General features: G+C 51.1%; 9 protein-coding genes. 3 read left to right on the top strand and 6 right to left on the bottom strand.

Annotated features, from left to right (window positions below; all coding sequences use genetic code 11):
• Positions 1 to 26: 26 nt before the first annotated feature.
• Complete coding sequence (locus K3T83_RS18510) at positions 27 to 1,670, bottom strand: protein kinase domain-containing protein (RefSeq protein ID WP_220204438.1); 1,644 nt, start codon at positions 1,668 to 1,670, stop codon at positions 27 to 29.
• 442 nt (positions 1,671 to 2,112) lie between these two features.
• Here K3T83_RS18510 and K3T83_RS18505 point away from each other — a divergent pair, with 442 nt between their 5' ends.
• Together K3T83_RS18505 and K3T83_RS18500 are read left to right on the top strand one after the other, a co-directional pair.
• A complete protein-coding gene (locus K3T83_RS18505) occupies positions 2,113 to 3,027 on the top strand; it encodes a hypothetical protein (RefSeq protein ID WP_220204437.1) in 915 nt (304 codons plus the stop codon).
• Positions 3,028 to 3,295: 268 nt separating this feature from the next.
• Positions 3,296 to 3,643: a response regulator transcription factor gene (locus tag K3T83_RS18500; RefSeq protein ID WP_220204436.1), complete on the top strand. Its 348-nt coding sequence runs from the start codon at positions 3,296 to 3,298 to the stop codon at positions 3,641 to 3,643.
• Positions 3,644 to 3,761: 118 nt separating this feature from the next.
• Here K3T83_RS18500 and K3T83_RS18495 read toward each other — a convergent pair whose 3' ends face one another.
• From K3T83_RS18495 to K3T83_RS18475, 5 genes are all read right to left on the bottom strand, one after another.
• Positions 3,762 to 4,358 carry a hypothetical protein gene (locus tag K3T83_RS18495; RefSeq protein WP_220204435.1) on the bottom strand — a complete coding sequence of 199 codons (597 nt, stop codon included), beginning with the start codon at positions 4,356 to 4,358 and terminating at the stop codon, positions 3,762 to 3,764.
• A 130-nt stretch (positions 4,359 to 4,488) separates the two neighbouring features.
• Positions 4,489 to 5,418, bottom strand: a complete 930-nt coding sequence (locus tag K3T83_RS18490; protein WP_220204434.1) for a class I SAM-dependent methyltransferase — start codon at positions 5,416 to 5,418, stop codon at positions 4,489 to 4,491.
• A 12-nt stretch (positions 5,419 to 5,430) separates the two neighbouring features.
• A complete protein-coding gene (locus K3T83_RS18485) occupies positions 5,431 to 6,264 on the bottom strand; it encodes a hypothetical protein (protein ID WP_220204433.1) in 834 nt (277 codons plus the stop codon).
• A 108-nt stretch (positions 6,265 to 6,372) separates the two neighbouring features.
• Positions 6,373 to 8,004 (bottom strand): hypothetical protein, encoded by a 1,632-nt coding sequence (locus K3T83_RS18480; protein WP_220204432.1) that lies wholly within the window; start codon positions 8,002 to 8,004, stop codon positions 6,373 to 6,375.
• 37 nt (positions 8,005 to 8,041) lie between these two features.
• Positions 8,042 to 11,299, bottom strand: a complete 3,258-nt coding sequence (locus K3T83_RS18475; RefSeq protein ID WP_220204431.1) for an ATP-binding protein — start codon at positions 11,297 to 11,299, stop codon at positions 8,042 to 8,044.
• Between the two features lie 349 nt (positions 11,300 to 11,648).
• On the opposite strand from K3T83_RS18475, the gene K3T83_RS18470 reads away from it, so the two are divergent.
• Positions 11,649 to 12,965 (top strand): hypothetical protein, encoded by a 1,317-nt coding sequence (locus tag K3T83_RS18470; protein WP_220204430.1) that lies wholly within the window; start codon positions 11,649 to 11,651, stop codon positions 12,963 to 12,965.
• The last annotated feature ends 23 nt before the right edge of the window (positions 12,966 to 12,988 follow it).

The raw sequence follows: 12,988 nt of genomic DNA, 5'->3' as shown, positions 1-12,988 counted from the left end.
CTTTCTCGGAAGCATCCGCGATGCTTTTATGGGTGATACTCCGCCTGACGTACCGGCTCATCAAGCCTTTTTATGCCCGTCGCCTTCGCCTGCTCTCGCAACCGCTCTTTCATTTGCTGCAACTGGCTCGCCATCGCCATCATGTGCGTGCGCGTCTGAACCAGAGGGAGGTCCGCATCTGTATTGATCGCAGCATATTCTGATTGATCGATCTGCTCAAACCTGCTCTCTTCTCGCGGCATCTGCGTGATAGGGTGGGTGTCCTCGTTACCTAGCGGTGTATCAAGCTGGAGCAGCGCATCAACGACGCTGATAGTCTGCGCGTCGGTATAGACAATTGGCCTGGACGCTGCTTCTTCCTCTGTGGCACGCACCGCCTTCTGAGGCGCTGTATCTTCAAAGGGGTTCTTGCTCGTCTCGACAATTGTTTCATCGAACTCTGTTACAACTGGCGGCAACTCTCCCGTTGGTGCCTTACGCAAGCGGCTCAATAACTGTTCTTTGCTCACCAGCAACGTCTCTTCAGCACTGCTCACAGTCATGTGGGTGTGTTCCTCTTCCTCCACAGACGACTGCGAGGCTACCAGAGAGCCAGAGACGGCCTGTCTCGGCACAACCATTGTCGTATCCTCGGCATACTCCGGCACTGAGGCAAGCAAAGGTTGCTGCTGTTGAGGTGAAGGCAGATACAGATTGTTTTCCGGTCCGGCTGCGGGAAGTGAGAACATTTGCTTGACCTGCTGCACAAGGGCAACTGGGGCCGGTGTCTGAAGCCGCAAGTCTAACATCTGGCTGTAGGCGTTGAGCAGTGCCAGCGGTCTCTGAAAACGACGCTCTGGATTGCGACTCAAAGCACGATTCAACACCAGCTCTAGCGATGCTGGCATATCTGGTGCAAGTTCTCGTAGCGGAGGCAGCGGCTCCCTGACGTGCTTTTCTGCCAATGTGTAGTAATCCTGCTCAGCAAGCACCGGTTGCCCGCTCAACAACTCGCAGAGCAGCACTCCCAGCGAATAGACATCAGAACGATGATCCGCCTCTGCGCCTTTCAATACCTCTGGCGCAATATATTGTGGTTTTCCCAGATATGCACCTGTAATACTTTTTAGATGGTCAAAGGCAGCTGAAGACTGGCCCTCTGGCACCAGCCCTTTCTGGCGCAACAGCGATTTTCGTCCCAATCCTGCTAACTGAATTGTGACGCTATTCTGCAAGATAACATTGGCAGGTTCTAAAAACTGATAGACCAGCCCTTGCTCGTGAACATAATCAAGAACTGACGCCAGCGGCGTTAACAGTCCCAACGCCTCCTCTGGGGTCCAGCGTTTATGCTGGCGCAACTGATCAGCCAGGGTCTCTCCCAACAGATAAGGGCCGATCAAATAAAGCAAACCATCTTGCTCTCCGCTCCCAAAAAGAGGCAAGAGATAATGATGCCGCAAGGTGGCAAGCCGCTGCGACTCCTGCAAAAAGCGCTCGCGGAAGCGATTTCGCTGCTCCGGCGCATAGTCCTCTGGCAGGAGCAATACTGTAATGAGCAATTCCTGTACCTGCCATAGCTCTTGCGTCCTTGCTCGATAAGTGGCGGCAGCATCATCACATACCAGTAATTCCTCCAGACAATACCCACGAATCATTTTCCCTATCAATCGATTGGCCGCTTGATTCATGAGGCATACGCTCCTTTTCTGCTGGCTTCAGGCCCAGTCTATGCTATAATTCTATTTATGCTTTGTCGTGGCGTTATTAGTATGATTGACATGACTCAACTCTTACATCTCATTCCGCTTCTTCCGTCAACCAACCAGCATTATTACGACGCTCTTATGATAACTAAGGAGAAAGACATTAACAAACAAGGATAGTATAAGGCCATTGTTTCCTTTAGATGGGGGGAAAGTAGGGACAAATTAACAGAGCGCACAAAAATAACCCTCTATCGCCCTTCCATTTTGATAGCCGATACTCTATGGTAAAAACCACTATTAGCCACGTTCTACTAGAAGCATAGCAAAATATAAATACAATATCGTATAAATATAGAGAAGCCCAGCTACTATTTCTCATCTCTACCTACAGTAGCTGACTTTGTGGAATGAACAGGAGAACAGCGTGATAAATCAGACTGAGCAAACATATGGATTCCCACAGCTTGCCCCCCTCGCAACACCCCTGGTGCATCACCTTCTTGCCCGGCAAGAAATACCTCTCAACTCGCAACTTCTACGCGGCATCGATCCACGCAAACGCAGCTCACAGGTATCGCAACAACTCAGCCAGAGCTGGCGGCTCTTTGAGCGACGTGTCTATGAAAAGCGTCAGCACACTTACGGCCTGATGGCTTCCTCCATTCAAACCGATTGCACGACATCCCTATCTTACGTGCATCCTCGCTGGTTTCGCGAAACACTCGGGGTACTCACACCCTCCCTTCGCAAAGACAAAACGAAAGAACACATCACCGGTCAGACCCTCTCTACCTGGCGCGAACGCAATCTCTTGCGCCACCATGCCTGGGGCCAGTGCGACGTTCAGAGCGCAGCGGGTCTCCTTATCGCTCGCCAGCTTGACGATACCCGAGAACGTGGCTGGCTCCCCAGCATGATCGAGGCCAACGAACCTCACTGGTGGTGCTACAGCCAGGCCGCTCCCGTCAATGGCGTTCCTTCCCCTATCCTGCCCTGCCCGGTTCCACTACCAGCTGACCTCCCTCCTGCAACCCTCCTGTGGACACCCTGGGCCGGGGCCAGCTGGGATCTCTGCTGGCTCCAGATTGGACTCTTCGGCGCTATCCGCTGGGCTGGAGCCACTCTCGGCCCCTATGGGCATGTTCAGTGGGATGTCAGCGAAGCTGACCTTAAACAATGGGCACCCGATCTTTTCACAGAGCAGGATAGTGCATGCGAACAAACACAGGAGGTTGTTAATAGTATTGCCAAATTTGTTTTACTGCGCCTGGCCCTCACACAAAACTATTTTCCCATCACAACTTCTGCTTCCCTCACGCTGATTAATCTGATAAGTTGAAAACATCCCATCCAAAAATCACTTTTCCAGGGTTGCAAACTTGAATTTGACTAGGTAATTTGTCATATTTCTATCCTCTAGCCTGGATTTCTGCCTTTGCTTGTGTATCATTACTTTATAGTGGGGCCAAAAAAGACCCTATAAAAACCCTCTTCAAGCTCTAAACCATGTTATCATTATAGGGGCATAATGAGGCAATTATTATTCTTGATTCGATCTCCCTCGAAGGCTGTATATGGTCGTGTCAAAAAAAGGAGAAATCGCAGTAATGGTAATTCCAGACAACAGAATCTCATCCCCGATCTGCCAGGAACCACTCGTGAGTGTCAGCGACATCCAGTGGAATACCAAACAGCATACCGTTATGGTCGGGAGGGCTACAGTCGGGCTAACAGCAACTGAATATCGTTTACTGTTCCCCTTACGTCATGGGTCTCCTGTGACTTATGCAGATCTGGCCTGGACAGCATATCAATACAGGCTGGACGAAAAGGTGAGAACGATGATGGATAAGCACATCGACCGTATTCGTGGCAAGCTACGAGGCACAGGTATCTACGTCTATTGCGTACTGGGCTACGGCTATCTGCTCCTCCCGGAGCCTCCATTCGATTAATCGATACAACCAACAACGTTGATACGATTTTCTCATCTCTGTGGTTGGCGCTATAGCCTTCCTTCAGGTAATGCGGTAGAGCTTGTAGAACCAACTCTACCGCATCAATTGCTTTCAACTACGGGCACAACACCTTCAACGAATACTTAGAATCTTTTCCCCAGCCGAGTTGCGCATCATGATAGCCCTGATTTCCATACGCGTCGGTCATATCGGTTAGCCTGATAGTTTTTCCAGCAAGGGAAAGACCATCAAAAATCTGGACAAATTCACCTACACCGCCAGTCCCATATTTGCCCTGCTCCACAGGCTCCGAATGTATCCCATTTTCATACATTGCATAACCTGTGGCATGGCCCGCTGGAATATATATCCATGCCGATGTACACGCCTTTAAGTCAACGGAAGCAGTCCAGGTCACATTCAGGCAATGGCGCGATCCATAAGTATAAGTCCATCCAATAGGATGTCCATCATGGCTTGTATCATCATACCATTGCTTCCCAGGGCATAGACTTTCCATTGTGGGCGCAATACACAACGTCCGAGCGTCAGGAGCGGCACACGCTTCGCTCTGCTTCGCGGCATTGTTCGCCACCTGCGCGTTCAAGCTGTGTGCGGATGCTGTAGCTGGCAGCAGCGCGAAAAGCCCTACCAGGAGCATGGTTCCCATCATCAGACCCAATAATTTTCTCGCGAGGAGCATTTGCATCATCGAATAATTCTCTTTCATCGCTCTATCCAGATAGTCTTCCTATAATAAATATAGAACAATAGATATTGTAAAGAAAGAGGAATATAAAAAAAAGAGGGAGCAAGGGACAATTCGTGTATGCAAGCGACCTCTATTGACTTTCGGCCACATTCTCTTCCGCTTGCTGCTCGTCGGTCGCCGTTGCAGAGGCTCCATTATTCTCCAGCAAAATACAGGCTCCCACATTATGCGGATCTTCTCCCGGTTTCGCCGGGGCAAGCAATGCCAGCAAACGCAATAGCCACGCATTCGGGACAGGCAGGCGCAAACGCAACCCCTCTGTAATCAGTGGACGAAACTCAGCAGTAGTCCAGCCGAGCAAGCGAAAAAAATCTACCCCACCCGGCGGCGAAAAATGGGTGTGGACGCTCTCGTTGGAGAGTGTGTTCCATCTGCTCTCATCCTGCTGCAACATACGCGGCGTCACAAACTCGGCGAGCCACCAGCGCAACACATCATAAGCATGCAGGTCAGCGGCCAGTTGTGATACCTGCTCCACCGTCAAATAGATCAACAGCCCCTCAGCAATGATAAGCGCCTGACTCGCCTCTTTGCTCACACGCGCAAAGAGGGCCTGACGCTCCTCCTCATTGAGAATATCCAGGGGAATGCGTTCCAGTTGACAGGCTGGTTGAGCCTCGGCCAGCTTCTCCGTTTTATATGCAATGACATGTGGCAGGTCAATCTCAATCCAGCGCAATGAGGATGGCAACGCCAGACGGTAGGGGCGAGCATCCAATCCAGCGGCGAGATTGATCACGGTGTCTATTTTCTCTTCTTCGACCAATCGCGTGATAATCTCATCATAGACGCAGGTTCGCAGCACGATGGGCCACGTTTTCTCATTGCCGCCGGGCATCGCGCCGACGATCTCCGCTCCCCGCTCACCAGCGAGCAGGCGCGCATAGGGATCATGGAAGTGTGGCTTTGCCTGCTCGCTTTCGAGGGCACGACAAAAGGCTGTCATGCGCGCAGTATCAAACGTATCCTGAATCAACGGCGTTTTAGCTGTTTCTTCCATGCTTAATCACTTTCAGTGCAGGAATTGCTGCAAGTCCGGTAGGAGACTGATGTGCAGAAAAGGGGAGAGGAGAAAAAATAGAGCCACCAGGAGTAGCAGAAAAAGAAGTACAGGCAGCGGTGAAGTCATCGTATTCGTCATGACGATGCTCTTCGTCGTATGGTTATAGCCTCGATAGATGACCAGTGAACCTTTGTACCGTCTTCCCCACAAAGAGATGGTATCGCCTATCGATATATTTGCCCCCTTGAGATAGCCCTCCATACGTGCATCCTGCTGCACGCCATCGCTACTATTGCGGATACGCAGGGTGGTGACGTTGACCTGTCGCTCTTTATTTGCCGATGACGAGTCAGGCGCAGGCCAGAGCGCATCAACCAGCGCTTTCGAGAAACCAGTGTTCCGGCGAATTTCATGCTGGTTCTGCACCAGAACCAGCGTTCCCGAAATATCGGGGGGACGTTTGGGAAAACCGCGCGGCAAACTCTCGCTCTCCCACGGTTGAGGGATCGGAGCCAGCGACACTTCCGCAGGGCCGGTAAACACCTGTGGCACGCTGGCTGAGCTGGCATCGAACGGGTTCACATCGAGCGCCTGCTGATGAGCAGACACAACTTGCTGCGAGGATGTGGGATAGGGCTGAAGCGCTCTCTGCTGCTCCTCACTCACCTGAGCTGGCCGGGCAGGAGCTACCTGGGAGGAGCCATAGACCACAAGCGATTGCTGTTGCTCCTCCTCTTCCATCAGCTCTGGTGGCAGGAGGGGAGCACCACAATTTGTACAGGTCTGTGTTGCGTTAGGGCGCAGCATGCGATGCCCACAGGACGAACATTTGATGGACGGCATGGTAGCGTCTCCTATCTTTTCGAGGAATATATAGACCACGGCTTAGCATAAGGCAAAGCGTAAGGTATTGCCAGGGGAAAAGAGGGAACGTTTCGCGTTCCTTTCTATTTAGTTCCTCAAAGTTGTAGTGAAAGCTCCCCTGTAACCATCGGCCAATTTGTTGGTCGTTCCACTAATTATCTGCCCTGCAAACTGTAACTTCGTCATGGTCATCTGTTTCTTTAGATACCTGTCTTTGAAGATCATTTCTCTGGTCTGCTTATCTAGCGCAGCTAAGCTATTTTCGTAATCCAGCGTTAATTTGGATTGAAGGTCACTTACCTGATCTTCCAATTTCCCCTTCATCTCCTCGGCCTTCATATCTATATCTTTTTCATATTCTGCTGCTTTAACATCTATATCTTTTTCAGCGCGCATTGCTTCTCTTTCCATACTCGCTGCATCTCTTCTTGCCTGTCCTAATGCCTCTTTGGCATCTTTCAGTCCCTCTTTGGCATGCTTTGACTCGATCGTTGCGGTCTCCAGGTCGATCTTTGCAGCCTCCAGGTCGATCTTTGCGTTCTCCAGGTCGGTCCTTGCATTCGCTGCGTTCGTATCTGCTACCACCGATTGTGCCTCTAGCGCTGCCGCAGCTGACGCTGCTGTCACTGCTTCGCCCCATGCTGCCGCCGCATCCGCCTCTTTTTTATCTGCTATACCCTCTTTTTTTGTCGCCTCTGCATCTTTTTTAACCCATGTTTCATCTGCTTTCCTAAATGTGTTTTCCGCCCCTGTAAGCTCATTCTCCACTTTCTCCAGCTTTTGTAGCGCCTTCCCCAGCTTCTCCTCCTCTTGCGCCTTTGCTTGTTCGGCTGTCTTTAGTCTTCCTTGTGCCGCCTCCAAATCCGTCTCGGCCTTTTTCAGCAGCCCATCCTTCTTTTCCGACGCTGTTGCTTTCTCTTGCTCATCCGGCTTTCCCTTTGCTTGATCCGCAGCTTCCTTTGCGCTCGTTGCCTCTTGCTGCGCTTTTTTAAATGCTTCATCCTTTTTCTCTACGTCACTCTTCGCCTCCGTCACTCTTCCCTTTGCATCCTCTACCCGCTGCTCAGCTCTCGCTACCGCTCGCTCAGTTCCCTCTACCCGCTTCTCCGCCTTAGCCATAGCTTCTCGGGCATCTTTTGCCTTCTCACCTGCATCTATCGCATCCGCTCTCGCATTTGTCGCCTCCGTTCTTGCGGTCTGCGCCTCCCTCTCCAGTCGCATGGCTTCGCTTTTTGCATCCTGTGCCTTCGCCCTTGCATCACCTGCCTCTTTCCTCGTATCATTCGCCGTTTTCTCGGTCTTAGCAACGTTCTCTTGCGCTTTAGTGACGTTCTCCTGTGCTTTATCTACCCTGCGTTGTGCACCTTTCTCTGCCCTCTCTGTCCTATCTGCCTTTGCTTGCGCGCTGCGTACTTCTGTTTGCGCATTGCGTACTTCTGCTTGCGCTTTATTTACTTTTTCCTGCACCTGAAGCTTACTATCAATTTTATTAGTGGCAACATCTGCTCTCGCGTTTGCTCTTGCTGTATTTATCTCATTTACTCGATTGGTACGCATATTATCGACTTTTGCTATATTTCTATTGAGCCTCTCTTCCATCCCCTTCTTTATACCAAGCGCTCCTCTTCTCTCCGTCCTATATACGGTTCTATCTCTTCTGGCTTGAATCTTTTTATCTGAAAAGCCCTGTCTTTTTGCCATATCTCCTATTTTAGACATTTGGCGCTCCTTCTTTTATTACTCCTTAACCTTTTCCCTACTTTGTTTCAAACAGGATATCACCAATCGGCTCGCTCATTCTTCTCTGCTCATACTCAGAATAGCCCATCTGCGACAATGTATGAAGAATCGCGCAGTAACTCACTGCTGGCACCCGCTCCTCCACCTCATCATCTTGTTCGTCGCTCTGCCAGCTTCGGGTAAGATTCGTAGCAGCATTCACCACAGCTTCACGCCGCTTCTCTTCGTCTTCGTATTCCTCGCTATTCAGTTCATCCTCAATCCACTGGCGGTTCCTGGGCACGAGCAGTACATTGACCTCCGGGCGAAACAAGCATTTCTCCCGACAATTCGTGCAACCAGCAAATGGTCCCTGCCTTCGTCGCATTAAAACTTCATAGCGGCTCATAAACTCGGCCAGTTGCTCGCTAGCCAGATCCAATGATGGCTGGATCTGGGCATCCCAGCGGGCCTCGTCATTATCCTCAGCATTGCCCTCTATTCGTGCCAGATAATATGCGCGAGCCAGGGCCAGCAAGCCTCTGGTTAACAGGACACATAGCTCTTCCGCCTGCCCATAGGTCCAGCCAAACTGAGCGCCACGCGCATGCATCAGTTCAGCGCTCCCACGCACAAGCATCATACGCATCACGGTGTAGTGCTCTTCCTGTGAGATATGCGCCATTTCGCTTTCAATATAACCCGAAATACGAGTTAAAACCTGAAAAACGGCACTGGGGTTGGACATGAGGCGCAACAATATATTCGCCCATAACGTTTTGCTCTTTTCCGAGTCGAGCAGCTTTCCCGCCGCCTGATACATCCACGGATCCGGTCCCCCAAAGGCTGAGAGCGGCACATCGTATGTATCGATATCCAGAATGCTCTGGAACGGTCGCACTGAGGCGTAATTGGCACTGATACGCTTGAGCGCCTTATCGGGCAAGGCCTGAATCTTGCGCTTGTAATTCTCCATGCGCACCAGATACGCATGGTCCGCGCCCTCTGCATAGACGGCTGCCATACCAGGGGTGAGAATGCCCAGATGCGTCTGCTGGTCTGCGGTCAGATTCATGGTCTGCCCGATGCTCTGCCGATCATCCTGCGCTATCAGACGATGGACGATCTTGAGGTTGGTGTTCTTCAAGACATCGGGGGCCAGTTTGCTCGGTATCTGCTCCGCCACCAGCACGCCCTGCCCATAGGCTCGCACTTCGGACAGCATATTGGTAAAGACCTCGATGGCCTGCGCGCGCATATTCGAGGATTCAGTATCCACATGGGTCGAGGTATTTTGCAACAACCGGTGCGCCTCCTCAAAAACAATGAGATGCTGAAGGCCACCAGGAATACGTCCGGTCGCCACCTGCACGCGCCGAAACTCATAAAGCCTCGCAAGCAACAACCCCATCAAAAACGTTTTTTCATCGTCGTTGCCGATATTCTCTAATTCAAGAATAGTCGGCGTTGCAAACAACTGCTCCATCGGCATGCCACGCGCCGTATCGAGCATCAATCCTTTCGAGCCGATACGCAACGAACCAATACGCGCCTTCAAACCTGCCTTGACGTTACTCTCTACCTCATCATCGTAGCCCAGCCGATTCGTCACCTCTTCTACTTTATAGTACAGATCTGTAAGCGTCGGAAAGATCGGATAGAGGTGGCGCTCCGACCAATCAGGCAAACGACGATTGATGCCACTGGTCAGATCCCAGCCTTTATCCTCGTAGACCTCGTGCAGCGCCTCTTCCAGCACTTGCGGCATCGGCGCATAGAGGGGAAAGGCCGCGTTAAAAACCGCTTTGAGGAAATCGATATGTGTGAGAACCGAGACCTCGCCCGGTTCGTTGCCAGTCTCAAACTCAAAGGGGTTGAGTCGGAAAGGGGCAACCATCTCATTGCCCAGTGTGTAGATACGCACATTGGCTCGACGCGCGAAAACGCTATGCAACGCACGATATTCGGTCTTGGCTGGCTCGATCACTAGAAAGGGCTTGCGCGCCTCAACAACCTGATCGAGCAAGTTCATCACGGTGGTCGTCTTACCACTACCAGTCACGCCGATCACGACGGCATGCTTCGTTAACGCATCGAGCGAAATATTATAGGTATTCGCGGTATCCTTCCCGTTCTGTTGAATTAAGCCAAGCGGGAGGGTCTGTTCGTCGGGAGCCTGAAAATCTACGTCGAAGAGTACATGGTCATGGATAGCATAGCCCGGCACCTCCTCGCGTGGAAATTGGATCAGTGAGGCGATCTCGTGGGAGGTGAGAAAGGTATGAAACCCTTCCAATGACTGGCCGCGCGGCTGACAGAACAGAGCACGCAACGGCTCCGGACGAGACTCGGCACCACCCAACGTTCCTAACAACAGAGAGGCCAGACGGTGAGCATCGTCGGCATTATCAGCTCCAAAATACGTCCTGACAATCCATTGGCCCGCGGCCGCCGCCTGATCCAATCTCACCAGTTCATGCTCAAGCAGTTTGATGAGATACTGCGCTCGATAGTTGACCATATCGCCGCTGTATGTCTGAGTCTGGCTCTCCGATTCAATCGTGGTCGTCTGCAAGCTGCCCTGTCTGGTCGATTGCCATTGCGCACGCGAACGCGATGTCACCTGTGTCAGCAGATCAACCGTTTTCATGCGCTCTTCCACTACCTTATTACGTGGTCGCGGATGGGCCTGCACCATATAGGCCCAGGTTGCGCCATGCATGCCACGTACGACGCGCTCCAGTTGCGAACGGCTCTGAGCACCCTGGGAACGCACCGTCTGATTTGGTTCCTGCTCATGCAGCTCATCACGCCCTTCCGCTCCGGTGATCTTGCGGCTGGGAATACCTGTAACCACGCCTTGTACCGCAAAATGAGAGGAGAGCGTCAGGGCTAGCTCTTCGGAGGTCACGGCCTGCAAACGAATGCCAGGGAAGATACCCTCCAGAATGGTTCGCGTTGTCTTCTCGCTACCCAACGAGATCAGGACCGAGAGCATGCGCGGCGTTCCCAGCATCACCATCGTTAAATCGGCCTGGCGCTGGCTATGAGCGCCAATCACCAGATCCACCATATGCTGCCAGAAATCTACCCCGCTCTGCCGACTCCAGAAATCGGCCATTCCCTGGATGAGAAAAAAGGTCTGCTCGTCCTCATCGAAGAAATCGGCAGGATCAAACTGCTCCGGGACGGCGTTCTCCAGCGCGAATCGCTCCAGCCCTCCAATAAGCCGCCCCAATACCTTGAGTGATTCAACATCAAATCCCGGAACCATCTCCGTTTTCCCGTTCACCATTCACCCCTCCTTCCATAGAAAAACTCATCTTGTGCAGAAAGGCATACTACCTTGATACTTAGCATAAACACACACTATTTACCAGGAGAATAGAGGGAAGGATTCTCACTGAATTATCCTTTTTGGGAAAATCGCATTATCAAAAAGTAAGCGCCAATTGCTATCACGAATTGTCCCTCTTTCCTCCTATTCGATATACATCAACTTGTCTACTATTAGAAGCGTATAGATAGGTATTTATCAGACCGTCATCGTGCAACGATGAATGTGGAACATATCCTGAATAATTTGCTGAAACCCTGATTGATCTGGATCATTACATCCAGCAGACAAAAGGACAGAAAAAGCTATGGGCAAAAATATTGTTATGCGTCTGTTGGCGCATTCACAAAAACGGAAAAAGCGTTTCTTTCGGCGTGCCGATCTAATCTTCTGGCTTTTTCTACTAGGGATTTCCATCACAGCGTTGCTTACGCCACCCATGCAACAGGCAAAGTCGCAACCGATTGCTACCACCCATCAAACAGGGCGGCCCTCCTCGTATGCCAGCCCTATGCAACCTCATGATGTGTGTGACGCGCAAGGGAACTGTTATCCCGATGGTGCAGACCTCACCTCCAGTCAAAGCCCTAACGCCGGTAAGATACAAGATCCTATTTCTGACGATGCCTTTATGTTCTTTACCAGACCCGATTTGACAGTAGGACAAGATGGCGTAAAGCAACTATGGACAGGCGGTGTCGCCATCGTTGATGTCTTCATAGTCTTGCTCATTGCATTCAACGGAATTCGCATCATGGTCTCGGGAACAATGTTCCGTTATGCGGATGTAGCAGAATCAATTCCTCGCGTCCTGGTAGCTCTCATCGCAGCACATATAAGCCTGGCTCTCGTTAGTATTCTCATTGGATTGAATAACAACCTGTGTTCTGCCTTTTTGTCGTGGGCGAATACGTTGCAAACCCACTCTACAAATATGCCCGGCAATGTTAGCTTTAAATCGATCTTTGTCGATTCCTTCAAGAAAATATTAACCGGCGGCGGCGGTGGTCTCCTCTCAGGTGTAGTCGGAACTGTAAAAGGTCTTGTCACTGGGGGCGTCGGTGGAGCTGTAAACGGAGCAATAAGTGGTTTACTTTCATCCTTATTTGGGATACTGCCATATCTGATCCTGGAACTTATGGCCCTTACGATGTCAGCAATGCTTTTTGGACAACTGATCGTACGTATCTTACTCATCGATCTCTACACAGTCATCAGTGCCCCATGTATCGCTTGCTGGGCCTTACCGGGCCGCTCAGGACAGGGTGCAACAAGCTTCTGGCTACAAGGGACGATTACCACCGTCATGTCACAGTTTTTACAGACTGTTGGTATTATCGTTTCGATGTTTATCTTTGATAATATCTTCAAAGTCATCGATGGCAAGCTTCCAGGCTTTATGGGTAAAGACAGTATGATGGCAGGTGTGAACCTTTCTCAACTCATCGTCTATATTGCTTTCCTCTGGTTTATCATACGCATGCCCACTCTCTTCCGCCTCAATCCCTCAACGCAAATGATTATGTCGGGTGGTGCGGCGGTTGGAAGCGCCGTATCAGGTGCAGTTGGTGGAGTGGCGAGCGCGGCAGCAACGGGTGTTTCGCTGGTCATGCTAGTAAAGTAAGCACGGAGAAAATGATCAGAGAT

This window comes from Reticulibacter mediterranei, assembly GCF_016587455.1.
Note: the sequence above shows the minus strand (reverse complement) of the source record. Positions and strands in the feature narration are given on the sequence as shown.